Here is a 23,775-nt window from a genome sequence, read left to right on the forward strand (position 1 = left end):
CCCGCCCCCGCCATCGGACCCGCCGCCTCTGCCGTAGCCGCCGCCCGACCGGGCTCCAGTCCCCCTCGAAGCACAATGAGGGGCACTCCGGTCATGGCGGGCGTTGCCGCAGCGTCTTCGCAGCGGCAACGCCGCTTTCACCGCAGGACGGGCCCGGCAAACCGCTTCCGGCCATGAGCGTCCGACGGCGTGACACACCGCAGGGTGGGCACCTCCCGCGCGTGCCCACCCTGTGTGCTGTGTTGTCGTCCCCGTGCGGCCTCAGAGGAAGTAGCCGGCCGCCTTGAGGTCGCCGCCGCGGTAGTCACCGCTGGCCTCGGTGACCCGGTGGCCGATGGCGAGAAGCGCGGCGTGGATGGCCGCGGCGTCCTTGTCCCACTCGGTCATCTTGGTCTGGAAAGCCCCTGCGGCTTCGCCTTCCCAGCCCGCGGCGACCTGCTGCACCGCGGCCTTCAGGGCCGCCAGGTCGTCCTCAAGCTTCTTGGCCTGGTTGCCCAACTCGGTGGTGATCGCGTCGAGACCGCCGTACTTCACGGCGAGCTCGTCATAGTGCACGTTGACCATGAATCCTCATCTCTTCGTATGGGTGCGGGGCACGGCCGCCCGGCGCCGGCGAGAGGCCGGGCTCGATCGACCGACGGTGCGGCTCAGTAGCTGCTGAGCGCCGAGTGGGCTCCGCCGTACTGGACGTCGATGCTCTTCATCGTGGCGAGCACCTGGTCATCGGTGTGCGAGGAGAGCTTGCGGGTCTCGTTGATGTTCTCCAGGAACCAGGCCAGCAGCCCGCCGATGTGCTTGACCCGCTCGTTGATCTCGGTCTGCTTCGCGTTGAACGCGCCGGCGCCGATGCCCTTCCAGTGCACCTCCATCGTGTCGAGGGTGCCCTGGAGGCTGCTGAGTTGGCCCTTGATGGACTCGTAGCGCTCGACGATCTCCTTCTCAAGCTTGATTACCTGGCCATCGTTCAGCCGCTGCCCATCCGCCATCTCCGGACTTCCTTTCGCTGAAATTCGCTGTGCTTACGGGTGTTCATGAGACCGTTCGGCGAGCTGGTCAGGCGGTTCGCCTCTTGCGTGCCAGGGCGAACGCGCCCCCTCCGACCGCCGCGACGAGGACTGCGCCGAGGATCACGTACCAGCGCGTGTTGTCGTCGGAGGAATGCGAGCTCGGTACTGCCGCCGAGGCCGCGTCCTCACCGGAAGTGCCTTTCGAAGGCTGGGACGAGGCCGGCGCGGAAACGGAGGGCGCGCTGCCCGTCTCGCCCGTCGCGTTCTCCCTGGCGAGCGGGTCGACGTTGGGCGCGCCGGGATTGAAGTCGGCGTTCTCCAGCACCTTGCGGGGCCTGATCAGCCCGTAGCCGAGGTACGTGCTCGGGTCGTCCTTCGCCCAGTCGCGTCCGGCGGTGTCGATCAGGCCGGCGAGAACCTGGTTGGCCGTCCACTTGGGGTGGGCGGACCAGACGAGGGCGGCGGAGGCGGAGGCGATGGCCGTGGCCATACTCGTTCCCACCCCGTCGCAGTACGAGCGGAAGGTGGCGTCACACCACGTCGGTATGTCAAGTCCGGGAGCCGCCAGGTCGACGTAGTTACCGTGCTCCGAGAACTTGCCGACCTTTCCGGATTCATCCGAAGCGGCGACGCCGACTACATAGGGGTATGCGGCCGGGTATCCGATGAAGTTCTTCACCTCGGCCTTGTTGCCCGTACTGGCGATCATCAACTTACCCTTGGACTGGGCGTACTTGACGGCCGCAAGGACTTCCGGCCTATTGATTTCCGAACCGAAGGACATGCTGATGATTTTCACGTCACTGTCAGCGACAGCCCTGATCACAGCGGGCAGCCGAGGAGCCTTCTCCTTTTCTGCCTCACTCTTGAGCCCAGTGAGTGCGATCCGGTAAGGAACGATCTTCGCTCCGGGCGCAAGACCCTTCAGGCCACCGCCGGCACCGGTGCCAGCGATCAGCTCCGCCATACTCGTTCCGTGACCAAGGTAGTCCTCGGTCGCCTTGTAGCCGACGGCCTTCGGCACCTCGCCAGCCAGCACCTGACCTTTCAGCGAAGGGGTTTCGGGGTTGACTCCCGTATCAATGACGGCCACCTTGACGCCCTTGCCCGTGCTCACCTTCCACATTTCCTCGGCCTTCATCGCCGTCAGGTACCACTGCCGGGGCTGGGCGTCAGCGGCCGACGCATCCGGAGCGAGACCTGCCGACAGAACGGCCACGGCTCCGAATGCCGAACAGACGGCAGAAGCCCGTCTTCCGTTTCGTCGCCCGAAAGACGCGCTCAGCCGGCCACCTTGACCGATCGCTGCCACCATGCCTCTGTCTGTCCTCGCTCTTGTCGGATCAGTCGGTCGATGACACGTCGTCGCGCCGTTCGTCGCGGCGTGATCGGGTCTGGCCCGAACCCTGGTTGCGCGTGGAACCACGCTCCGCGCCCCGGCCGCCGGGTGTGCTGCTGCTCTTGCTTCCAGAGGCTCGCCCGTCCGGTGTTCCGACCACGCCCTCAGGGCTGCCGCCGGGGCGGCGAACGGCCTGCGCCGGGCCCTTTCCCGTGGTGGAGCCGGGTTCGCCGATCACCCCACGCCGGCCCGGCTTCTCGCCCGCGGCACGTGAGGCGGAAGCACCCTCGCCGCCGACGACCGTGCCGCGCGGCAACCTGGAACCGTTGACGCCGGACGTGCCGCCGGTGGCAGGTCTCCCGCCGACAACGCCATCGCTCCTACGTGCGGCGCCGGTAGGTCGAGCACCCGGACGTCCAGGGTTCGTAGCGCCCATGCCGGTGACGGGGCTTCGTGGAACGCCGCCGTTACGTCCTGACGCCTGCTCACTGGCCTTCGGCGCTCCGCCGACCACACCTCGCCCCATGGGACCAGCGGCTCGGCCGCCCGCCCTCCCTGTCGCAGCGGCACGTCCCGTCGGCCCCGTCGGGCCGGTTCCCGTACGCCCCGCTGCGGTGCCGCCGGGCACACCGCCCACGCGCCCCTGCGCCGAGCTGGGAACCCTGCCTCGTGGAACGCCCCCAAACCCCTGCGCCCGTCCTGTCGGCCCCCGGAAAGCGGGAGATACACCAGTGGGGGCGAAGGGCGGGATCGTCCCCGTTGGAGTCGCGTGGGGACCCGAAGTCGAGGGCGGGGTCACAGTCGTCGGCTTCACCGTGTCCTGCGGCGGCAATGTGCCGACGCTGTCGATCTCCGTGCCCACGTGCTGTTCGGGAAGCCCGACCACGTCGCCGGTGCTCGTGCGCGATGACGGCAGTGCCTCCGCGTGTGGTCGCTCTGTCCCGGTGTTCACAGAGTGGTGGCGCGCGGTTCCCGAATCAGCCAGGTCGGAAAGCGAGCCATGCCCCGTCGGCGGTTTGTCCGGATCCCCGGCGGACAGATCCGGCGCCGGCACCCCCACACTCGGCATCTCCGGGAACACCGGCTCCTGCGCCAGTTCCATCATCCCGCTCGACACCGTGTAGAAGGAGGCCAGCCGGTACATCTGGTTGATCGCCTCTTGGCGGTCCTTCTCGGCTTTGACGGCCGCCGTGTACTCCGCGTTGCCCTCGACTCGCTGAGGCGTCGGGATGTCGTCGACCTTCTTGGGGACGAGGCGACCGTCACGCGGCGGCATCGACTTGCGTACGGAGGCGAGGCCGGAGCTTGCCGCCAGGACCTGGGTGCCGACCTCGTCGGTGTAACCGGCGAGCGCCAGGGCCGTGGTGGTCAGGTTCATGCCCCACGTGTAGAAGGCGGTGTGGGCCTCGCCCTTCCAGTCGACGTCGCCGAGGTTGCGGCTGAGTTCGTCGGCTGCGTCGTTAATGGCGTCCCGGGCGTCGACGAGTGCCGTGGCAGCGCTCTCCAGTGTCTCCGGGCTCGCCGACTCGACGATGTCGATCATGGTGTTGAGGTCGTAGCCCTCGAAGTCGGTCCTGCCGAAGCCGCCGGGGCTACCGGCGGGCGGGGGGCTGACCACCGCGGCCTTGTTCACCGCGTCGTCGACACCCGTGTTCTGCTGGGCGGCGTCGCGGCGTTCCGCCTGGTAGGGGTCGGGCTTCCTTTTGTCGCCGCTCATCAGTACCCCGCGTCGGTGTGGTCGGCGTCGTTGGTGCGCTGTATCTGCTTGTTCAGCGCCTCTTCCCGGTCCCGGTTGACCTCGGCGCGGATCTCGTGGAAGCGGTACCGGAGGTCCTCTTCGAGGTTGTCGAAGGTGACGTCCACGCCGTGCACGGCGATCTGCATCGCCTCCAGCTGGAGCCCCAGCGACTTGGACAGCGCCGTAATGCGCTCGTGCACGCGCGCGTACTGGAGGTGGAGTGCCTTTGCCTCCGGGAAGTGCCCCGCGCCGAACGTGGCCTCCGACAGATCGTGGTCCCCGACCTTCGCCGAGCCGCCTGCGGATTTCTCGAAGGCCGTAAGCAGGTCGTCCACCCGCTTCTTGAACGTCGAGAGCGCCATGTAGCCACGCCGAACGTCGGCGGCGCCCTCACCCAGGTCCGCAGGAATCACGACAGCCCATCTCCCCGTTTTCCGCCGCCCGTCCCGGGCGGCTCAACCCGCGCCTCTCAAGTGTTCATGATTGCGACACGACCACTTTAATGACTCCCACTGACAGCCCCAACTGCCCCACGCAACAACCCTGCTGTGGATCCGAGCACACTCGGCCCCTTGCTCGCGGAACTCCATACACCGGTCATGACGCCTCGACCGTCACGTTCCGATCGTTTTCCCCTGCAACCAGAGCCGGGCCCCCGCCTCACTCGGATACTCCCGGACCGTGAGCATGGCCAGGAACCAGCCGACGCCCCACGCGACGACCGCCGGCAGGACGGGCGCCGCGATCAGCAGGGGGATGACGGCGGCACGGGCCAGTCCGGTGGCACGCCCCCTCTCGCCGCGCTTGGCGTCCCCCGTCTGCTGGGGAGTGGGCGGGGCGAGGAGCTTCCTGCGGTGGTCCCGGCGCTGCTTCGTCCAGCCCCATCCGGCGGCCACGACCGATGCGCCCGCCTGCGTCCAGTCCCACACCGTGCGCACGCTCGGGGACAGGTCGCTGCGGGGAACGCCCAGGTACAGCCTCAGGGCTATGTAGCAGACGAAGGCCAGGACGAGAAGGAGCAAAACGGCCGTCCAGACCCGGCGGGCCCAGTAGCGGGCGCCGCGCTCGTACCAAGTGGTGCCGAGCCCGGGCAGCGCGGGGATCGGGACCGGGACCTCGGAAGCGGGAACGTCAGAAGATGCTCTTGATGCCATGCCAGACGTCATCCTTGAGTCGTACGAAGTCGTCCCCGGTCTCGGAGAGGACGTTGCCGGTGCCGTGCAGCACCCCGCCGACCACGCCGTGGTCGTGGATGTCCTCGCTCCAGTGCTCGTGGAAGGAGTGATCGATGATGCCGGTGGCGCCGATCACCACCAGCCCGCCGGCCACGGCCACGGCTGCGACGGGGGCTTCGACGGGCAGGGCCGCCACGACGCCCGCCGTGATGGCGGTGCCGGCCACCAGCCCGGCGACGTTGGCGCCGCCGTCGACGGCGACCGACTTCTGCCATGACCAGCCCTTGTCGTGGTCGTCGGAGGCCTCGAGAAGTCCGCAGGCGCCGGCTGCCGCGACGTCCAGGACCGGGATCTCCTTCAGGAAGTCCGGCAGCTTTTCCAGGCTCCTGCCCGCGCGGAGGGCGTCGGCGGCGTCGGCCAGTTTGACGTTGAGGGCCCGGTCGTAGGGCAGCGCGGTGCTGCCGTGGTCGGCGCGGGCCATGGCCTCTTCGAGCGAGTCCACCTTCATGACCGCGTCGGCGTATGCGCTCTTGGCCGGAAGGTCGTGGGGCAGGGCGCGGCCCGCCTTCTGGAACGCCTTGCGCTCGGCGCGCAGTTCCTTCTTGGCCGCCCTCTCCTCGGCCTTCGCGTCGTCGATCTGCGCTCGGGCCTTCGCTCCGCCGGCCCGCGCGTCCTCCGCGTCGTAGGCGTAGAGCCCGCGCAGGTAGTCGGCGACAGTGACCTTGTCGCCGGTCGACGCGGGCGCCGTCACCTGTGCGTACAGCCCCCGTAGCTTGTCCGCCGCCACCAGCCGGGCGTGCTGCGCCGCGTGCAGCACCTGCCGGCGTATCGCGTCGTACTCGCCCATGGCGGAGATCGTCTCCTGGTCCTGCGCGCTCGGCGGGTTCGCGGTGACGATCGTCCGGGGCACGCCGTTCGCCGCCATGGGCACGCCCTTGCGGGTCGCCACGTGCTCGGCGTTCTGCAGGGCCGTCTCGCAGGTGGTGAGCGCGTCGGCGAGGTCGGAGAGGATGTCCCCGGCGTCGTGGACGAGGTTGGCGAAGGCGCCCGCCGTCAGCGCGTCCTCGCTCCAGGCGGCGCGGAAGGTCTCGGCCGCCTCGCCCTTCCAGGCCGCGTCGCCGACGAGTGCCTCGACGGCACGGCTGACCGGGGTGATGACGTCGTCGAGCTTGTCCTTGGCGTTCTTGTACGTCTCGGCCATCGTGCGCAGTCCGCCGATGTCGCCGCCGACCCAGCTGTCGGCCATCAGCCGTCACCCGCCATCAGGTCTTCGAAGAGTCCGTGGACGTCGATGTCGTGCCGCCGGAAGGAGTCGCGGGCGTACGCCACCTTGTCGCCGTGGTCGTCGAGGCGGTCGGCGAAACCGATGTGCAGAGCGACGATCAGGTCGGCGACCTCCTTGAGGGCGTGGTCGAACCCGGCGTCGCCTCCGCCGACCAGGGGCGGGGCGACGTCGGCGTGCAGCTTGCGGTAGTTGACGGCTTCGTCGTGGAAGGTCGTGGACATCGCGGTGAGGTCGCTGAGGACGGCCTTGAAGTCGGGCGGCATCAGCGCACCTCCCGGGCGTAGGCGGCCAGGTCGTCCGGTCGCCAGTTGTGGTGTCCGGGCGCCACGCGCGGGTCGAGGAGGACCGTGCCGTCGTGCGCGGCGACGGCCTCAGCCAGCGGGCCGATCGAGGTGGCCACCCAGGGCTGAGCTTCGCCCAGCGCGGCGACGAGCCGCTCGCGTGTGGTGAAGGCGAACGCCACCGCTCCCGTCCCGCTCGCGGTCACGGTTCCCGTTGCGGCCGTCGGGTGCGCGAAGAGTTCGTACGCGATGAAGGGCACCCGGGCCGGTCGGCCGTCCGCGTCCGTCACGTCGGCGTACCGGGGATGGGCCGGTACGAAAACGGGGGTGTGGTAGGCGGGCACGCCGGGCTTCGGGCCCGAGGGCCGGGCCGGCTCGGCGCCGGCGGGCTCCGCGTATTCGAGGAGGCGTGATCGCGTTCTGCGAGGTTCCGGCGTCGGCGCGGACTCCGGTGACGCACCGGTGGGCGGCTCTGCCTCGACGTAGTCGAGGAGGCGTGAACGGATGGGTGTGCCCACCGCCGACTCCTGTTCCCCGTGGACCTGCGGACGTATGGCGGCACCACCGTAGCCAGGGAGCTTTCGGGTAAGTCCGGCTTTGTCAGGTTGACGTGACCGGAGCATGCAGAACCCATACAGGTGTTTGGCCGCGGCCAGATCAGGAATTGACCGCGGGATGACCCGATCCGCCGCTACTGTGCCCGGCCGACGCCGACGTCGTCGGCCGCACCCGTGATCCGTCGAGCCCGCCTGCGTGCGTCCCTGACCGCCACCGCAGCGCCGCCGAGGCCCGCGACCAGGACCGCCGCCGCCACGACCACGTAGGTGGCGAGGCGCGCGCTGCGCTCGTCGGGGGTCTCGCCGGTCCGGAACGTCGCGGGCGACGGCGCCTGGGCCTGCCCCAGACCGTCCCGGGGACTCGGGGACTCGACGGGCCGGTCGTCGTCCGTCAGGGCGCGGACCGGGTCGACGACGCCCCACCCGACCAGACGGTCGTGGCCGGCGATCGTGCGTTCCGCGCTCTGCTCGATCCGGGCGACGATCTCGCGCGCCGTCCAGTCCGGGTGCCTCGCCTTGAGCAGCGCCGCCACACCCGCCACGTACGGTGCCGAGAAGCTCGTCCCGTTGTCGGCGCAGTGGCCGCCCTTGGGCACGGTGGAGACGATGTCGACGCCTGGGGCCGCCACGCCGACGAAGTCGCCGGACTGGGAGAAGGAGGCGCGCTCGTTGTTGCGGTCCGAGGCGGCGACCGCCAGGACGCCCGCATAGGACGCCGGATAGGTCTTCTTGACGTTGCCGCCGACACCGTCGTTGCCCGCCGACGCCACGACCACGACCTTGCGGGCCAGGGCTTCGTCGACAGCCCGCTCCAGGTCGTCGGAGGGTCTGACCGCGTTCGACGTGTCCTGGGAGATGTTGATGATCCCGGCCCCGGCCTGGACGGCGTAGCGAATCGCGCGGGCCAGCGACTTGGCGTCGCCGTGGCCCTCCGCGTCGTTCTGCTGGATCGGGATGACGGTGGCCTCGGGGGCCAGGCCCACGAAGCCGGTGCCGTCGAGGGGGCGGGCCGCGATGATGCCGGCGACCTTGGTGCCGTGGCCGACCGTGTCCGTCGTGCCGTTCTCGGCGCCCCGCTCGATGGGGTCGCCCTCGTCGTCCTTGAGGTTCCTCGGCAGGAGGTTGCGGCCGGCCTTCACGTCGACCGCTGCGCTGAGCTGCGGGTTCGTCACGTCCACGCCCGTGTCGATGACGGCAACGCGGACGCCCTCGCCCTTGGACCGGCTCCACAGTTCGTCCAGGAGGACGCGCTGCAGGGCCCAGGGACGGCCGGGGTACTCACCGTTGGGGAACGTGCACTGGTCCGAGTAGGGCAGCTTGCCCGCCGCGGCCGCCGGGGGCGCGAGGGCCGTGGCCGTCGTGAGCAGGGCGGCGGCCGCGACGACGGCGGTGCGCAGCAGCGCGTGCCCGCCGGGCGTCATGACGGTACGAAGCGGCATCGCCGTACGCGGCATGCTCGGCCCTTCCACTCAGGAGCCCTGGGGCTGGCGGGCGGCCGCCGTCGACAGACGTGGCCCGGTGGGCAGGAACTCCGACCAGGCGGCCGGGATCGGCGCCGCGTCGACGTCCTTGTAGCCCAACAGGGTCTGGGCCTGCCGGGCCTCCTGCCGCAGCTGTTCGCGCTTCTTCGCGGTCGTGCCGATGCCCGCGTCGTCCGTCGCGCTGTCGCCGTTGGACTGCAGGACGTATCGCAGGCCGGTGTCCGTGACGAGGAAGACCGGGCCGACCGTGGTCTCCTCGCCCTGGAACTGGCGGTAGAGCTGGCCGGAGCCGGGTGTGACGTAGGCGCTGGAGGAACCGGTGGGGAGTTCGGCCGGGAAGTCGGCGCCCGCCCAGGTGCTCAGGGTCGTCGCGCCCGATCGGGCGTTCACGCCGCGCAGGACGTTGCAGACCGTGCGGCGGCCGCTCTCGCCCCGCGACGCGTCGTTGACCGGCGCGGGGTCCCCGGTGGGCCAGCGGTGCTCGGTGCCGAACGCCTGGCCCGGCACGATCGCACCGGGGCTGACCTCGCGGGCGTGGCCGGCCTGGCCGAGCGGCGCCAGCTCCTTGCTGAACAGCAGAAGCTGGGCGACGAAGGCGGACACGGGAGCCACCCGGTCGCTCAACACTACGTAGTACTGCTGGGTGTTGTTGTCGAACGCCCGCAGCACCGTGCCGACCTTGTCGCCCGGCCCGTCCAGCCGGCCCGGCGCGCCGGTCGCCGTGCCCGGCCGGCCGGGGATGTGCGGGAAGGTGATCGGGTCGCCCCGGTGCAGGGTCGCCAGCCATTGCGTGGACACCCGCTGTGGCTCCCGGCCGGATCCGACCACCGCCCGCAGCAGCAACTCGTCGCCCTTGTCGACCTGGTACGCCGTGCCGGCCGCGTCCACGACGTACTGCGTGCCGGCCGGGTCCTTCACATAGAGCAACTGGCCGCCGTGCAGGCGGTTCGCGCCCTCGGTCGCGTCCTGCTCACGGGACGCCAGGACCAGTGCCGCCCGCTGCACGGAGGCACCGCCCGCGTCCGGCCGTTCGCAGACCGCCCAGCGCTTCGCGGTGCCCGCCTCCGAGGCCGCCGGCAGACGGTCGGGGGCGTACGGGATGCCGACGGTGACACCGTGCGGAATCCTGCCGCTGTCCAGGACGGACTCCGAGACGGTGACCACCTCGCCCTGCCCCTCGTCGAGGAGGAGCCTCGCGGAGGCCATGTTCAGGACAGGGTGCAGCTGGACCTGCGTACCGGTCTTCAGGACGACGTACCGGGTGGTCGACTTGCTCGCGACGATCACCTTGGCGTTCGGCACGTCCCAGCCCTTGGGCGCGGTCGGCTTGAACATGCCCCACGCGCCGAAGACGGCCATCACGACGATCCCGACGACGATGCCGGGCAGGATCGCTCGCAGCGGGCGCGGCGCCCCTTCCTCCGAACCGTCGGGCGAGGACTGCAGGAAGGCCGCCAGCATCCGGCGCTTCGCGAAGGTGTAGGCGTTGAGCTGATCCCGCCGAGATGCCATCTGTGCCCGTCTCTCCCCGTTTTCCGGCCGATCCGCGCGAGCTTCGGCACGGTGCCCCGGTACCCCGTCCTCGATGTCAGAGCGGCCACCTACTATGCCTGGTGACCGTGGGGACTTGAGGAGCGGGTAGGGTTCCCGGGCCGTCGGGTGCCCGGTGCGGTGCCGCACCACGGGGGAAGCGTGAACGGAACGGGGATCGAGTGATGGCTTCGGCAACAGGCGTGCGCTCCGCCGGCCGGTCACGGACCGGGAGCTCTCCGGCTGCCGGTCCGCTGCCGCCGGGGCAGCCGTCGGCTCCGGGCGCGCTCAGGGCCCGGGGCGGCGCGGGCCGCGGCCGGTCGTTCCGTCTGCAACGGCTCGTGCTGGTGGAGATCGCGGCCGCGCTCCTGCTCGTCGGCTGGGTGAGCGGTCCCGCGGTGCTGCCGGCGGCGGCGATCCCGGCCGTGGTGCTCGTGGTCCTCGCCTTCGCTCGTCGCCGGGGCCGCTCGCTGCCCGAGTGGCTCGCGACGGCACGGGAGTTGAAGGCCCGCCGGAGGCGGGCGGGCCGACTGGAGATACCGCCCGGCACGGAACCCGGTTTCGGACCGGCCGTGGAGTGCGATCCCGGGCTGCGGACCTACGTGTACGGAGGCCGCGACCGTCGTCCCGTCGGGCTCGTCGGGGACGGGACCTTCGTCACGGTCGTGCTCCAGGTGGAGGCGGACGCGACGGCGATGCGGGCCCCACGCGACCACCGGCCGCTGCCGCTCGCCCTGGTGCGGGACGCCCTTGAAGTGGACGGCATCCGGCTGGAGTCCGCGCAGATCGTGCTGCACACCCAGCCCGCCCCCGCACTGCATCTGCCTCCGCAGTCCGTGGCCGTGGCCAACTACCTGCCCTTGCAGGAGCAGACCGGAGCGCCGGCGGTACGCATCACCTGGATCGCGCTGAAACTCGATCCGGAGCGGTGTCCGCAGGCCGTGGCCGTCCGCGGAGGCGGCCTGATCGGTGCGCAGAAGTGCGCTGTCCGCGCGGCGGACCACCTCGCGAGCCGGCTGACCGGCGCCGGGTTCCGGGCGACGGTGTTGAACGTGGAGGAGTTGACGACCGCCATCGCCACATCGGCCTGCGCCAACCCCTTGGTGACGGCGGAGGCAGGACGGACCGGGCAGGTGGATCGGCGCACCGAGGAGACCAGCCGGAGCTGGCGGTGCGACAACCGGCGCCACACCACGTACTGGTTGCACCGGTGGCCCGCCTCGGGCGCCGGCGGCCCGTCCCTGCCGCAGTTCGTGGCCCTGATCACGGCGGTGCCCGCGCTCGCCACCACGTTCAGTGTCACCCTCGCGCACGGTGACCGCCAGGAAATGTCCCTGACCGGGCACGTCCGGGTGACGGGCCGCAGCGACGACGAACTCGTGGCCGTCCGGCGCGCGGTGCAGGGCGCGGCCCGGCACACCGGCGCCGGACTCGCCCGTCTCGACCGGGAGCAGGTGCCGGGCATGCTCGCGACTCTGCCTCTCGGAGGTGCCCGATGACAGCGACGCCGATACCCCGCGGCACGGCTCCCGGCGAACCCGAGCCCGCCGCCGCCCGGTTCCGGCGCCTCTCGCCGCGCAGCGGCTTCGGCCTGATCGGCCCGCGGCACGGACGGCACTCGGTTTCCGTGGACCAGTTGGCCGCGCTCGCCCTGCCCATCGGGGACGACGGTGTCGTCGTCGGGGTCGATGCCGAGGGGCGGCCCGCCGTGTTGGGGCTCAACCGGCCCACGGCGTACGACGTCGTCCTGATCGGGGGGCTGTGGACGGCGCAGGTGCTGGCGCTCAGGGCGGCGGCGACCGGTGCGCGGGTCGCCGTGGAGACGGGACGTCCGCAGGCGTGGGAGCAGATGCTGCACGCGATGGGCGGCGGGCAGAACGGGCTGGCGGTGTACGAGGTCGGCCGGGTGCCTCCGCAGGGCGCTTCGGCGGGCACGCCGGTGCTGGTGGTGCGGGACTGCGGAATGCGGCCGCCGAGGGGGCGCGTCGCCTCCGGGCCCTGGCAGGCCGTGCTGACGCTGCTGCCGTATCTCAGCCCGGTCGCCCCGCGCCTCGTCCGACAGGCCCGGCTGGTCGGCGTGCAGCGGATCTCGCCGGACGAAGCCGCGGAGCTGGGCCGCGCGTTGGCACTGCCCCGTGCGGACGTGGAGGCGCTTCCCACGCTCGCCGACGGTTTCACCCTGTGGTGCGCCGCACGCGACCGGCAGTACGTGATGACGCAACCCACGGATGCGGAGATCGGGTTGCTGGGCACTCCGCGTCGCATGGACTGAACCGAGACGTCACCGAGACATCGGCCCGCTACTCCCGCTCCCCCCACGGCACTTCCGGCCATTTGCCCGGTTTGCCTAGTGACGTGGGGAACAGCGGCCACTGCGTCGTGGAGTCACCGGCGTGGTCGCGGAGTCGGTGACGTGATGGACTGGTGCTCAGGGGCGGGCGGGCCTGCCTGCGCCGGGCGTCCGATGATTAGGCTGGTGCGGGGGCGCGGTACCGGAAACCGTGGGACGGGTGTCCACGCCTCTGGGGGAGGGCCGGCGCATCGGACGACCTCAGACCGCCTCGCATCACTTCGGACGACGAGAGAAACGGTCGCCCCGCCACGGCATGAGGGTGCTCGACCACTTCAGGAGGAATTGTGAGCAGCGATCGGGACGGGATCCGCGGGGGCTGGGCCACACCCGGCGATGACCAGCCCGACGCGGAGTCCTCCGTCGAGGCGACGGGCGAGTTCACCATCGACTACGCGCCGCCTGCCTGGTACACGCAGAACGCGGGCGCGGCCGCGACGAGCGGCGCGACGGGGCCGACCGCGACGGGGCCGACGGGGCAAGCGGCCGTGAACCCTGGCGCGGCAGCCCCTGCCGGGCCGCCCGCGGGTCCGGCAGGTCCGGCCGGTCCGGTGGAGCCCGACGCGCTTGGTGCGCCCGCTGCACCCGGCCCCCTCGGTGCGCCCGGCGCTCCTGGCGTGCCGTTCACTCCGGCGGCGCCTCCGGTGCCTCCGGCGCCCTACGCGGCGGAGACCCCTGTCGCCGCGCCCGCGCCGCCCGCGCCCGTCCCTCCGGCGCCCGCTCCTGCTCCTGCTCCCGCCCCTCCCCAGGTGCCCGAGGCTCCGTTCGCTCCGCCCGCGCCGCCGGTGGCTCCCGTGGGCTCCGTCCCGCAGCCGGAAGCCGTGCCCGCCGTTCCGGCGGACAGCGGGTTCGAGCTCCAGCGTCCGGTGGCCCCGGCGCCCGCCCCGACGGCCGCGCCCGTGACGCCTCCGGTCGCCCAGGCAGCGCCGCCGGCCGAGGACGACGGCGACTCCGGGAACGGCGACCTCGAGAGCGGCGCCACCATGCGCTTCTCAGCGATCGCCCTCAAGCGGGAGATCGCCGAACACGCCGCCGCGGCAGGGCCCGTGAGCCCGCCGCAGGAAGCGCCCGCCGACATGCAGCGTGACGGTCGTCCGGCGGACGGTTCTCAGTCGGCCGACGGGTCCGCGCTCGACCAGGCCCTGCCCGCCGTCGCGGAACCGGAGCCGGAAGCGGAATCGGAATCGGGTCCTGCGGCGGTCGTCGCGCCTCAGGCCTCCGTCGACGGTGCCCACGGTGCCGCCGACGACCCTGCGCGCGACGCCGGAGAAGCCGGTGCCGACCTCTCCGAGGGCCCGGCGGCTCAGGACGCCGAGTCCGGGGCCGGTCCGGCGCCCGAGGAGTCTCCCGCGGTCGCGGACGCAGTTCCCGGGCACGCCGCCGCCGAGGCTCCGTCGAACGCCGCTCCCCAGCCCACTGCCGAGGCCCCGCCTCGCCCTGAGTCCCACGAGCCTCACGACGCCCACGAGCCTCACGACGTACAGGAGCCGCAGGACGTACAGGAGCCGCAGGACAGCGCACCTCGGGACGGCGCACCCGAAGAGGCCCCGCCCACCGGTCCGCCCCTCTGGACTCCCCCGCCCGTGCCACAGAGCGGCCTGCCTCCGCTGCCGCCGTCGTACGAGCCCGCCGCTCCGGCTCCGGCGGCACAGTGGCCGGCCCAGCCGCAGCCGGCCGAAGCCCCGGCCCCCGCGCCGCAGTCCCACGTCCCGCCGCAGGCGGCCCCACCGGCGCCGGTCGGCTGGAACCCGGCGGGCCCGCAGCCCGCTCCGGCCGCACCGCAGCCCGGCTACGGCTTCCCGCAGGCCCAGCACCCCCAAGACCCCCAGCGCCCTCAGCCCCCTCAGCAAACCGACCATCCCGGGCAACCCGGACAGCCCGGCTACGGCTTTCCGCAGCCCCCCGCACCCGCGCCGGCGGCCCAGCAGCCTCCCGCGCCCCAGCCGGGTTACGGCTTCCCTCAGCCCGGCGAGGCGCCGGCGCCCACCCCGCCCGCCGTGCCCGGCGGTTACGGCTTCCCCCAGCCGCCCGCGCCCCAGGCACAGCCCCAGGCTCAGGTTCCGCAGCCGCAGCCGGGGTTCCCGCAGCCCGGCGCCCAGCCCGGGTTCCCGCAGCAGCCGGACGCGTCCTTCCCGGCGGCCGCTCCTCAGGGCTTTCCGCACGGAGCTCCGCAGGGCGCGGCCCCGCAGGGCTTCGCCGGACAGGCCCCGCAGCCCGCGCCGCAGCCGACGCCGTACGCACCTCAGGCTCCCGCGCCCGCACCCGAGCCCGGCTCCGGTCCCGCACCCGTGCAGGGCCCCGGCCCTGACCTGTCGTCGCAGGGGCACCAGGCCGCGCCGCAGGTTCCGCAGCAGCCCATCGACCCCCGGTCCGGGGCCGCTTGGCCGCAGCCGATCCAGCACGACCAGCGGCAGCCGGTCAACCCCGGTGCCGCGCCGCTCGGTTACACGGCTGCCGTGGAGCTGTCGTCGGACCGCCTGCTCAACAACAAGAAGCAGAAGGCGAAGAGCGGCCGGCCGACCGCCGCGCCGTCCCGCTTCAAGCTGGGCGGGAAGAAGGAGGAGGCCGAGCGTCAGCGCAAGCTGGAGCTGATCCGCACGCCGGTGCTGTCGTGCTACCGGATCGCGGTCATCAGCCTCAAGGGCGGCGTGGGCAAGACGACGACCACCACCGCCCTCGGGTCGACGCTGGCCACCGAGCGCCAGGACAAGATCCTCGCCATCGACGCCAACCCGGACGCCGGCACGCTCGGCCGACGCGTGCGCCGCGAGACGGGGGCGACGATCCGGGACCTCGTCCAGGCGATCCCGTACCTCAACTCCTACATGGACATCCGGCGGTTCACCTCGCAGGCGCCGTCCGGCCTGGAGATCATCGCCAACGACGTCGACCCGGCCGTCTCGACGGCCTTCAACGACGAGGACTACCGGCGCGCGATCGAGGTGCTCGGCAACCAGTACCCGATCATCCTCACCGACTCGGGCACCGGTCTGCTCTACAGCGCCATGCGCGGGGTGCTCGACCTCGCCGACCAGCTCATCATCATCTCCACCCCGTCGGTCGACGGCGCGAGCAGCGCCAGCACCACGCTGGACTGGCTGTCCGCGCACGGGTACGCCGAGTTGGTCTCGCGGTCCCTCACCGTCATCTCCGGGGTGCGCGAGACCGGCAAGATGATCAAGGTGGACGACATCGTGGCGCACTTCGAGACCCGTTGCCGCGGTGTCGTCGTCGTGCCGTTCGACGAGCACCTGGCGGCCGGCGCCGAGGTCGATCTCGACATGATGCGGCCCAAGGTGCGCGAGGCGTACTTCAATCTGACGGCGTTGGTCGCGGAGGACTTCATCCGTCACCAGCAGCGCCAGGGGCTGTGGACCAGCGACGGCAACCCGCCGCCGGTGGCCGCCCCGCCGATGCCCGGTCAGCCGATGCCGGGTCAGCCGATGCCCGGGCAGCCCTATCCGGCGCAGGCCGGGCAGCCGTACCCGCAGGCTCCCCAGCCCGGTCCCGGCCAGCCCTACCCTCCGCAGGGCCCGCCGTATCCACAGGACGCCGGCCAGCCCTATCCGCCGCAACAGCAGCCGCAGGCCCAGCCCCAGCAGCCGCACCCGGGGTATCCCCCGCCGGGGTACGGCTACCCCCAGCAGCCGCAGCAGCCGCAGCAGCCGCAGCACCCCCAGGCGCCGCAGCCTCCGCAGCAGTAGGGGTGAGGAACGCCGAAGGGCGGCCGGTGTCGTGGGACACCGGCCGCCCTTCGGCGTTCACGGTCGGACCGTGCGCGGCTACGGCTGCTGCGCCGCCACCAGCTCCCGGCAGCGCTGCACGTCGCGCGCCATCTGCTCCAACAGGCCTTCCAGCGACTCGAACCTGGCCTGACCGCGCACGAAGGCGAGGAAGTCGACGGCGACGTGCAGACCGTAGAGGTCGAGGCCCACGCGGTCGATGGCGTAGGCCTCCACCGTGCGTTCCGTGCCGTCGAACTGCGGGTTCGTGCCGACCGAGATCGCGGCCGGCATCGCCTCGCCGGCCGCGTGCAACCAGCCCGCGTAGACGCCGTCCGCCGGGATCGCGGTGTGCGGGAGCGTCTCGACGTTCGCGGTGGGGAAGCCGAGTTCGCGGCCCCGCTGGGCCCCGCGCACCACGACGCCCTCGACCCGGTGCGGACGGCCGAGGATCTCGGCGGCGCCCGCGAGATCGCCCTCGGCGACCAGCCTGCGGGTCAGGGTCGAGGAGAACGGCTGCCCGCCGCCCGCCTCACCGCACAGCACCAGGTCGACGACCTCGACGTCGAAGTCGTACACCTTGCCCTGCTCGGCGAGGAAGTCGACGTTGCCCGCCGCCTTGTGGCCGAAGCGGAAGTTCGGGCCTTCGACGACCGCCTTGGCGTGCAGCCGGTCGACGAGGACCTTCACCACGAAGTCGGCGGGCGAGAGCTTCGAGAACTCCGTCGTGAACGGCAGGATCAGGACGGCGTCGACGCCCAGGTGCGCCATCAGTTCGGCGCGGCGGAGGTGCGGGGCGAGCAACGGGGGGTGGCTGCCGGGGCGGACGACCTCGCTGGGGTGCGGGTCGAAGGTGACGACGACCACGGGAACGCCCAGCTCACGGCCGCGGTCCACGGCATGCTGGATGATCAGCTGGTGCCCGCGGTGGACCCCGTCGTAGGACCCGATGGTGACGACGCTGCGTCCCCAGTCCTCGGGGATGTCCTCCAAGCCACGCCAGCGCTGCACTGTGACCGCTCCTCGAACCCGTGTCCGTATCCACTGTTGTCTCTTACGCAGGTCTAAGGGTGCCATGCCGGGTGCTCCGGGCCCGCATCGGCATGGAGGCTGTGACCCGGCACACTGGCCCGGCCCGGCGTGCTCACGCGGGCACGCGCGCTCCCGCCAGGCTCTCCAGCGTCCGGCGGGCGCCGGGGCCGACCAGCGCGTCCCACTCTCCCGGCGCCCGGACGAGCCAGTCCACCGCCTGCGCGGCGAATCCCGGCACATGGCGTCCGAGGTCGACGAGCCCGCGGTCGAAGCGGGTCGCGCCGTCGGGGGTGCGGACGAGGAGCAGGCCGGTGCGGTGGACGAGGGCGCGCAGGTCCTCGCCGGCGCGTCCGGCGCACCCGTACAGGACGGCGGTCAGGACGGCCGGGGCGCGTTCGTGCGTGAGGAGGTGGTCCAGGAGTTCACGGCGGAGCGGGGCGGACGGCGGGGCGCCGGGAGCGGCCAGCACGCCGCCCAGGGCGGCCCGCGCCCGCTCGGGGCAGTCCGCGTCCAACAGGCCCCGGACCAGCGGGAGGAGGGCGGAGTACGCGGTGGGCCCGTCGTCGAGGCGACGGCCGACGGAGGCGGCCAGGCGCCCGGCGCTCTCCGGCCGGCGTTCCAGCGCCTCCCGCACGAGCGCGGCGATCCGGGGCGCCAGCGCGGGAGGCGTGGCCTCGACGAGGGCGACCAGGACGCCGTCCCCGTCCGCCCGGCCCCTTTCCCGCTCGGTCCCTTCCGGCCCGTCCCCGTCCGTCCAGGCGGTGTTGGTGCCGCCGTCGTCCGCCGGGGTGGGGCTGTCCGTGCCGTCGGGGGCCGGCCGGCCGCGGCCGAGCAGCCGGGTCCGGACCGCGTGCAGGACCGGCTCGGGATGGGTGTCCAGTGCGGTGAGGAGCGCGTCCGGGGGCAGCCGCGGGTCGCCCGCCGCGAAACGCTCCAGAGCCTGTGCGAGGTGGTGGGCGCGTGTCTCCGGGTCCCGGACAAGGAGGGCGAGCGCGCCGCCGTGCAGGGTGCGGTCGGCCGGTCGGGCGAGCAGGGCGCGGGCGGCGCGGCGCAGCAGCAGGCGGTCGTGTCCGGTGCGGACGTGGGGCGCCACGCGCGCCCCGTGCGTCATCGCCGCCGACCGCCGTGCGGGCCGCGCGTCGTGCGCCCACCGGTCGACGGCCCGGCACAGGGCGGACGGTTCCTCCTCCGCCAGCACCGCGAGCAGTTCGTCGGCGCGGGGATGGGCGCAGTCGGCGAGGGCCTCGGTGAGGTCGTCGGGCGCCCGGTGGCGGTGGGTGTGCAGCAGGGCCTGCGCCGCGGTCGCCACGGTCGCGTGCGGGGTTGCGGGCAGCGGCCGCTCGTCGTCGAACCAGTGCGTGAGGTGCGGCTGTACGGCGGTGGGGGCGGCGGCGAGGAGGCCGGCGACGGCGTCGAGGTAGCGGGGGGCGTCCGCGTCGTGCGGGGCGCCGTCGGCGAGGACCAGGCGGCGCAGCAGGTCGAGGCGCGCGTCGGACGGGAGGGCGAGCCGCGTCCAGAAGGCGGGGCCGAGGTCCGCGCAGCGGGCGGCGTCCGTGGCGCCGGCGCCGATCCGGTCCGCGATCAGGCGCAGGACGGCCGTGTACGGGGTGGCGTCGGGGACGCGCAGCAGGGTCCCGGTGAGCAGGCGGGCGGCCCACCACGAGTCCGGGTCGGCCTCCAGGGCGTGGGTGAGCTCGCGCAGCTGGGCGGCGAGCCGGTGCGGGCCCTGCTGACAGGCGAGGAGCAGCAGGGCCTCGACGACGGGACCGATGCGGTGGTGCGGGACGGGCAGCGGACGGCCGTCCTCGGCGGGGGCGTCGGGGCGGTGGACCAGGGCACGCAGTGCCTCGTCCAGGTCGAGGTGGGCGCCCTGGATCCAGTCGGCGAGTTCCTCGTGGGCGAAGCGGTAGCCGTCGCCGGCCGGCACGAGGAGGCCCTCGGCGAGGACGGCGGAGGCCCAGCCCGTTCCGCCGCCGAGCCGGGCGGGCGCGGGCCCCCACGGGAAGACCGCCTCGAACGACGCCCGGTCCAGACCGCCCTGTCCGGGGCCGAGGCTGCGTCGGGCGGCGTCGTGCACCTGGCCGGAGACCTTCGCCGCGAGGCGTCGTACAGCGGTGCCGCGCAGCCCGTTGGCGGCGGCGAGGCGGACCGCGACGCGCAGGCACATCAGGTCGAGGTGGGCGGAGAGGACGTCGTCGCGGTCGACGGGGACCTGGTCGGGCGGGCCGCCGGGGAGCGCGGCGCGGACCTCGCCGAGCAGGCGCAGGGTGAGCGGGTGCCGGTCGTCGGGGGCGGCGAGCGCGCCCTCGGGGAGACAGTGGCGGGCGCGGGCCTCGCGCGCCTCGTCCGGGGTGAAGTCGCCCAGGCGGACGCAGGGCGGGAGCGGATCCCCGGGGGCCGCGGCTCCGTACAGCGTCCCCGGCGGGAACAGGGCTCCGGCGTGCTCCCAGTACTCGTTCCGGCACGCCACCACCAGCCGCGCGCCCGTCTCCCTCAGCCACCGTGCCGTGCCGTCGGTCCACTCGGTGAGCCGGTGGGCGAGGACCGGGGGCATCTCCTCGGGGCCGTCGAGGAGGAGCAGCAGCGGGCGTCCGACGGTGCGCGCGAGCCGGGCGAGCCGCTCCGGGGTGACGTCCCCGAGGTCGGCGCCGGTGGGACCGGCGGCCGGGGAGGGGGTCGCGGCCCACCCCGGTCGCGAGGCCGCCACGATGCGGGCGGCCCTGGCCAGGGTGCGGCGGGCCGCGTCCGCGAGCGACTCGTCCTCGTCGTGCAGGTCGGCGCCGCGCAGCCACAGGGTGGGGGCGGGCCGGGAGCCGCGTGAGCGGCGGGCGGCGAGGGCCGCGAGTTCCGTCGTCCGGCCGCTGCCCGGGGCGCCGACCAGGCCGAGGACGGCGGCCGGACTCGCCGCGAACCGGGCGAACTCCTCCACGACGAGGGCCCGTTCGACGGGTACCGAGGCGGCGGTGCGGGATCCCCTGCCGGTGCGGTCGGGGGTGTGGTGCAGCGCGCCGGGCGGGCCGTCCGAGCCGACGGACGTGGCCGTGAGCTCCAGGACGCCCGCCAGGTTGAGGTCCGCGCCGTACGCCGGGACGGTGGCCGCGTTGCGGGCGAGCAGCTCGCCGAGGGGCCCCTCGGCCCACGCCCGCGTCGCCTCGGCGTCAGGGGAGATTCCGGTCGGCCCCGGGCCCTCGGCTGTTCCCGCATGCCCCGCCGTCGCCGGGCGACCGCGGTCTCCCGCCCCGCCCGCACCGCCCGCACCGCCGGGAGCGGCCGTGGCCCCTGCGGGTCCGGTAGCCCTGGCCCCCGCATCGCCGGAAGCCTGCGCCGCTCCCGCCGTCGGCAGGGCGCCTGCCGCGGCCGCCGTCCGCCCGGTCGGCGCGGTCGGCGACGGCGTTGCCCGCATCCGCACGCCGTCGACCGCGGCCCCGTCCCCGTCCTCGGGGATCGCGACGCCGTCGGCCGCCATCGCCTCTCCCGGAATCCCGGCGCCGTCTGACGAATGCGCCTCCTCCGTCGGCGCCGGGAACTCCCCCGTCGCCCGGCCGGCCGCCGGGGCCGTCCCGGTCGTCGTGGACGTCGAACCGGTCGGGGACGCCGTGGCCGACTCGCCGTGGTGCTCGCCCTGTTGGTCGCGGTTCGTGCCGGTGCGGGGGCGCAGCGGCACGGCGAAGCCGGTGTCGCGGTGGCCGCAGCGCAGGGCGGTGCCGAGGACGGCGACGACGGCGCCGGTCCGGGCGTCGAGGACGGGGCCGCCGGCCGCGCCGCCGCCGGGCCGCAGCGCGTCCCGGCCCGCGGTGCCGATCGCCAACTCCAGGGCGCGGTCGAGGAGGTGGGGGCGGTCCGTCGCCGTGTAGGTCGCGGTGGTCTCGGCCAGCACCCGCGCCTCACGCCAGCAGCCGGCGGCCACCCGGACGTAGCGGCCGCTCTCCACGCCCTGCCGCACGGTCACGGGCAGCGGATCCGCGCCGAGACCCTCGGTGCGCACGAGGGCGAGGTCGAGTTCGGGCAGCGCGGTGACCGCATCGGCCGTCACGACGCAGGTGCGGTCGCCGTCGGTGTGCAGGACGAGCCCGGGCAGGCCGTCGACCGCCTCGTGGCTGGTGATCACCGTGCCGTGGTGGTCGGCGACGAAACCGGCGCCGCGCGGCCGGCCGTCGAGGTCCCTGATGCGGACGAGGTGGGGGCCGGAGTCCGGGGCGGCGCGGGAGGCGTCGGCCTGACCGTCCTGGGGCGCGTCGCGCCCGCAGTCGTGCCACGGTGCCCGCGGGCCCCGTCCCGCCATCGTCGTACCTCCCGCAGCGCCCGCGTGTCCTGCGTACGACGGTAGGGGCGAGTTGATCAGCGGGACAGATCGTCGAGCGAAAGCGCCCCCCTGCGCTCCCTCGGTTCACTCCGAGCGCCTGCCCGGACGGGTGAATGAAGAGGGGGCCCCGGACACACGCTAGAGGTGGGGGAACCGAGGGGGGACCGTGGAGCGGCGGCGCAGTACGACCCCGTGTTCGCCGCTCCACGGGCCGGAGGGAAAGGCCTCAGCCGAGCACGGCGAGGCTCTTCGCCTTGCCCTTCTGCTCCTCCACCAGGGCCAGGAAGCGGTCTTCGGGATCGAAGACGGCCACGGCGCCCGCGTCGGCGTACTCCTCGGGCATCTCCAGGCGTACACCGTTGAGGAGGAGCCGGGCCCGCTTGGCGTCCACGTTCCAGCGGGGGAACGCGGCGGCGGCCGCCTGGGCGATCGGCATCACGCTCAGCTCCTGCTGGAGCTGGTCGAGCGTCTTCGCCGAGTCCAGCTTGTAGGGGCCGACACGGGTGCGGCGCAGGGCGGTGAGGTGGCCGCCGACGCCGAGTCCGGCGCCCAGGTCGCGGGCCAGGGCCCGGATGTAGGTGCCGGAGGAGCAGACGACGGACACGACCAGGTCGAGCACGGGAGTGCCGTCCTCGGCGACGGCGTCGCGGACGTCGTACACGGAGAACGAGGAGACGGTGACCGGGCGGGCCGGGATCTCGAAGTCCTCGCCGTCACGGGCCCGCTTGTAGGAGCGGACCCCGTTGATCTTGATGGCGCTGACCTTGGACGGCACCTGCATGATGGCGCCGCTCAGCTCGGCGATGCCCGCGTCGATCGCTTCCCGGGTGACCTTCGAGGCGTCCGCGGACCCCGTGATCTCGCCCTCGGCGTCGTCGGTCAGGGTCGTCTGGCCGAGCCGGACGGTGCCCAGGTACTCCTTCTCGGTGAGCGCGAGGTGCCCGAGGAGCTTGGTCGCCTTCTCGACGCCGAGGACGAGGACGCCCGTGGCCATCGGGTCGAGCGTGCCGGCGTGGCCGACGCGGCGGGTTCCCGCGATCCCCCGCATCTTGGCCACGACGTCGTGCGAGGTGAAGCCCGACGGCTTGTCGACGATGACCAGGCCGTCGGGCGGGGTCGGCTTGCGGTTCATCAGGCGGAGTCGTCCGTCTCGTCCTCGTCACCGGGCTTCTTGTACGGGTCGGCGTCGCCCGCGTAGCCGGCGCCCGCGGACACCTCGCGGACCTTCTCGTCGGCGGCGCGCGCCTTGTCGAGGAGGTCGTCGATGGTGCGGGCGTTGTCCGGCAGGGCGTCGGCGACGAAGGCCAGCGTCGGCGTGAACTTCACGCCCGCGGCCCGGCCCACCTCGGAGCGCAGGACGCCCTTGGCGCTCTCCAGGCCGGCGGCCGCGGCCGCCCGCTCCTCGTCGTCCCCGTAGACGGTGTAGAAGACGGTCGCCTCCCTGAGGTCGCCCGTGACGCGGGTGTCCGTGATGGTGACGTGGGAGCCGAGCCGCGGGTCCTTGATCCCGCGCTGGAGCTTCTGGGCCACCACCTGCTGGATGAGGTCCGCCAGCCTCTTGGCGCGCGCGTTGTCGGCCACTGGTCCGTCTCCCGTTCTTTCTTCTGCTCTTGCGTTTCGCGTGGTAGGTCGGTCGGTCAGTCAGTCGTCTTCGCCGTGGAAGCGCCGTCTGACCGACAGCAGTTCCACCTCGGGGCGCCCGGCGACCAGCCGTTCGCACCGGTCCAGCACGTCGGTCAGGTGCTCCGCGTCACCCGAGACCACGGCGAGGCCGATCCTGGCCCTGCGGTGAAGGTCCTGGTCGTCCACCTCGGCCACGCTCACCGCGAACTTGCGCTGGAGCTCGGCGACGATGGGACGGACGACGGAGCGCTTCTCCTTCAGCGAATGTACGTCGCCGAGGAGGAGGTCGAAGGACAGAGTCCCCACGTACATGTGTGTAACCGGTTCACCCGCCGGTACGGGATCGACGGCC

General features: G+C 73.2%; 19 protein-coding genes and 1 pseudogene. 4 read left to right on the forward strand and 16 right to left on the reverse strand.

The genetic code is table 11. From position 1 onward, the window contains the following. Window positions 1–261 precede the first annotated feature (261 nt). The 11 genes from KMS84_RS21685 to eccB all read right to left on the reverse strand — a co-directional run bounded on the left by KMS84_RS21685 (window position 262) and on the right by eccB (window position 10,375). Complete coding sequence (locus tag KMS84_RS21685; RefSeq protein ID WP_256910436.1) at window positions 262–564, reverse strand: WXG100 family type VII secretion target; 303 nt, start codon at window positions 562–564, stop codon at window positions 262–264. 83 nt (window positions 565–647) lie between these two features. Continuing rightward, window positions 648–986: a hypothetical protein gene (locus KMS84_RS21690; RefSeq protein WP_256918048.1), complete on the reverse strand. Its 339-nt coding sequence runs from the start codon at window positions 984–986 to the stop codon at window positions 648–650. A 67-nt stretch (window positions 987–1,053) separates the two neighbouring features. Continuing rightward, window positions 1,054–2,322, reverse strand: a complete 1,269-nt coding sequence (locus KMS84_RS21695) for a S8 family serine peptidase (protein ID WP_256918049.1) — start codon at window positions 2,320–2,322, stop codon at window positions 1,054–1,056. Between the two features lie 28 nt (window positions 2,323–2,350). Then, window positions 2,351–4,063: a hypothetical protein gene (locus tag KMS84_RS21700; protein ID WP_256918052.1), complete on the reverse strand. Its 1,713-nt coding sequence runs from the start codon at window positions 4,061–4,063 to the stop codon at window positions 2,351–2,353. Continuing rightward, window positions 4,063–4,497 (reverse strand): DUF2563 family protein, encoded by a 435-nt coding sequence (locus tag KMS84_RS21705; RefSeq protein ID WP_256918053.1) that lies wholly within the window; start codon window positions 4,495–4,497, stop codon window positions 4,063–4,065. The genes KMS84_RS21700 and KMS84_RS21705 overlap by 1 nt, the downstream gene beginning before the upstream one ends. Window positions 4,498–4,698: 201 nt before the next feature. Further along, window positions 4,699–5,238 (reverse strand): hypothetical protein, encoded by a 540-nt coding sequence (locus tag KMS84_RS21710; protein ID WP_256918055.1) that lies wholly within the window; start codon window positions 5,236–5,238, stop codon window positions 4,699–4,701. Further along, on the reverse strand, window positions 5,216–6,505 hold the full coding sequence (locus tag KMS84_RS21715; RefSeq protein WP_256918056.1) for a WXG100 family type VII secretion target: 1,290 nt from the start codon (window positions 6,503–6,505) through the stop codon (window positions 5,216–5,218). Before KMS84_RS21715 ends, KMS84_RS21710 begins: the two co-directional genes overlap by 23 nt. Beyond that, complete coding sequence (locus KMS84_RS21720; RefSeq protein WP_256918060.1) at window positions 6,505–6,807, reverse strand: DUF6317 family protein; 303 nt, start codon at window positions 6,805–6,807, stop codon at window positions 6,505–6,507. The genes KMS84_RS21715 and KMS84_RS21720 overlap by 1 nt, the downstream gene beginning before the upstream one ends. After that, complete coding sequence (locus KMS84_RS21725; RefSeq protein ID WP_256918062.1) at window positions 6,807–7,343, reverse strand: SAV_915 family protein; 537 nt, start codon at window positions 7,341–7,343, stop codon at window positions 6,807–6,809. The genes KMS84_RS21720 and KMS84_RS21725 overlap by 1 nt, the downstream gene beginning before the upstream one ends. 173 nt (window positions 7,344–7,516) lie before the next feature. After that, window positions 7,517–8,821, reverse strand: a complete 1,305-nt coding sequence (gene mycP / locus KMS84_RS21730) for a type VII secretion-associated serine protease mycosin (RefSeq protein WP_256918065.1) — start codon at window positions 8,819–8,821, stop codon at window positions 7,517–7,519. 30 nt (window positions 8,822–8,851) lie between these two features. Continuing rightward, a complete protein-coding gene (eccB, locus tag KMS84_RS21735) occupies window positions 8,852–10,375 on the reverse strand; it encodes a type VII secretion protein EccB (protein ID WP_256918069.1) in 1,524 nt (507 codons plus the stop codon). 203 nt (window positions 10,376–10,578) lie between these two features. Between eccB and eccE the strand changes: the two genes are divergently transcribed. The 4 genes and pseudogenes from eccE to KMS84_RS21750 all read left to right on the forward strand — a co-directional run bounded on the left by eccE (window position 10,579) and on the right by KMS84_RS21750 (window position 16,447). Beyond that, the gene (gene eccE, locus KMS84_RS21740) at window positions 10,579–11,892 is read left to right on the forward strand and encodes a type VII secretion protein EccE (RefSeq protein ID WP_256918071.1); all 1,314 of its coding nucleotides are present in this window, start codon (window positions 10,579–10,581) and stop codon (window positions 11,890–11,892) included. Next, window positions 11,889–12,665 (forward strand): hypothetical protein, encoded by a 777-nt coding sequence (locus KMS84_RS21745; RefSeq protein WP_256918073.1) that lies wholly within the window; start codon window positions 11,889–11,891, stop codon window positions 12,663–12,665. Before eccE ends, KMS84_RS21745 begins: the two co-directional genes overlap by 4 nt. Before the next feature lie 365 nt (window positions 12,666–13,030). After that, a pseudogene (locus KMS84_RS43475) lies at window positions 13,031–13,159 on the forward strand (SCO5717 family growth-regulating ATPase); the annotation flags it as partial. 567 nt (window positions 13,160–13,726) lie between these two features. Further along, window positions 13,727–16,447, forward strand: a complete 2,721-nt coding sequence (locus KMS84_RS21750; protein WP_438818970.1) for a MinD/ParA family ATP-binding protein — start codon at window positions 13,727–13,729, stop codon at window positions 16,445–16,447. 78 nt (window positions 16,448–16,525) lie between these two features. Here the strand turns inward: KMS84_RS21750 and KMS84_RS21755 are convergent, their stop codons facing one another. From KMS84_RS21755 to KMS84_RS21775, 5 genes are all read right to left on the reverse strand, one after another. Beyond that, window positions 16,526–17,476, reverse strand: a complete 951-nt coding sequence (locus KMS84_RS21755; protein ID WP_256918081.1) for a bifunctional riboflavin kinase/FAD synthetase — start codon at window positions 17,474–17,476, stop codon at window positions 16,526–16,528. A gap of 133 nt (window positions 17,477–17,609) precedes the next feature. Continuing rightward, window positions 17,610–21,779, reverse strand: a complete 4,170-nt coding sequence (locus KMS84_RS21760; protein ID WP_256918083.1) for a serine protease — start codon at window positions 21,777–21,779, stop codon at window positions 17,610–17,612. A 247-nt stretch (window positions 21,780–22,026) separates the two neighbouring features. Then, the gene (truB, locus tag KMS84_RS21765) at window positions 22,027–22,932 is read right to left on the reverse strand and encodes a tRNA pseudouridine(55) synthase TruB (RefSeq protein WP_256918085.1); all 906 of its coding nucleotides are present in this window, start codon (window positions 22,930–22,932) and stop codon (window positions 22,027–22,029) included. Then, complete coding sequence (gene rbfA / locus KMS84_RS21770) at window positions 22,932–23,381, reverse strand: 30S ribosome-binding factor RbfA (RefSeq protein WP_054239652.1); 450 nt, start codon at window positions 23,379–23,381, stop codon at window positions 22,932–22,934. Before rbfA ends, truB begins: the two co-directional genes overlap by 1 nt. Before the next feature lie 60 nt (window positions 23,382–23,441). After that, window positions 23,442–23,735, reverse strand: coding sequence for a DUF503 domain-containing protein (locus KMS84_RS21775; protein WP_109002255.1), 294 nt, complete (start codon window positions 23,733–23,735; stop codon window positions 23,442–23,444). Window positions 23,736–23,775: the final 40 nt, after the last annotated feature.

The organism is Streptomyces hilarionis (assembly GCF_024539675.1).
GTDB classification, from domain to species: Bacteria; Actinomycetota; Actinomycetes; order Streptomycetales; family Streptomycetaceae; genus Streptomyces; species Streptomyces hilarionis.

Excerpts from the sequence above, each read along its gene's own strand:
- KMS84_RS21685 (WP_256910436.1), bottom strand. The coding sequence starts at position 564 with ATGGTCAACGTGCACTATGACGAGCTCGCCGTGAAGTACGGCGGTCTC.
- KMS84_RS21690 (WP_256918048.1), bottom strand. The coding sequence starts at position 986 with ATGGCGGATGGGCAGCGGCTGAACGATGGCCAGGTAATCAAGCTTGAG.
- KMS84_RS21695 (WP_256918049.1), bottom strand. The coding sequence starts at position 2,322 with ATGGTGGCAGCGATCGGTCAAGGTGGCCGGCTGAGCGCGTCTTTCGGG.
- KMS84_RS21700 (WP_256918052.1), bottom strand. The coding sequence starts at position 4,063 with ATGAGCGGCGACAAAAGGAAGCCCGACCCCTACCAGGCGGAACGCCGC.
- KMS84_RS21710 (WP_256918055.1), bottom strand. The coding sequence starts at position 5,238 with ATGGCATCAAGAGCATCTTCTGACGTTCCCGCTTCCGAGGTCCCGGTC.
- KMS84_RS21715 (WP_256918056.1), bottom strand. The coding sequence starts at position 6,505 with ATGGCCGACAGCTGGGTCGGCGGCGACATCGGCGGACTGCGCACGATG.
- KMS84_RS21720 (WP_256918060.1), bottom strand. The coding sequence starts at position 6,807 with ATGCCGCCCGACTTCAAGGCCGTCCTCAGCGACCTCACCGCGATGTCC.
- mycP (WP_256918065.1), bottom strand. The coding sequence starts at position 8,821 with ATGCCGCTTCGTACCGTCATGACGCCCGGCGGGCACGCGCTGCTGCGC.
- eccB (WP_256918069.1), bottom strand. The coding sequence starts at position 10,375 with ATGGCATCTCGGCGGGATCAGCTCAACGCCTACACCTTCGCGAAGCGC.
- eccE (WP_256918071.1), top strand. The coding sequence starts at position 10,579 with ATGGCTTCGGCAACAGGCGTGCGCTCCGCCGGCCGGTCACGGACCGGG.
- KMS84_RS21745 (WP_256918073.1), top strand. The coding sequence starts at position 11,889 with ATGACAGCGACGCCGATACCCCGCGGCACGGCTCCCGGCGAACCCGAG.
- KMS84_RS21750 (WP_438818970.1), top strand. The coding sequence starts at position 13,727 with ATGCGCTTCTCAGCGATCGCCCTCAAGCGGGAGATCGCCGAACACGCC.
- KMS84_RS21760 (WP_256918083.1), bottom strand. The coding sequence starts at position 21,779 with ATGGCGGGACGGGGCCCGCGGGCACCGTGGCACGACTGCGGGCGCGAC.
- truB (WP_256918085.1), bottom strand. The coding sequence starts at position 22,932 with ATGAACCGCAAGCCGACCCCGCCCGACGGCCTGGTCATCGTCGACAAG.
- KMS84_RS21775 (WP_109002255.1), bottom strand. The coding sequence starts at position 23,735 with ATGTACGTGGGGACTCTGTCCTTCGACCTCCTCCTCGGCGACGTACAT.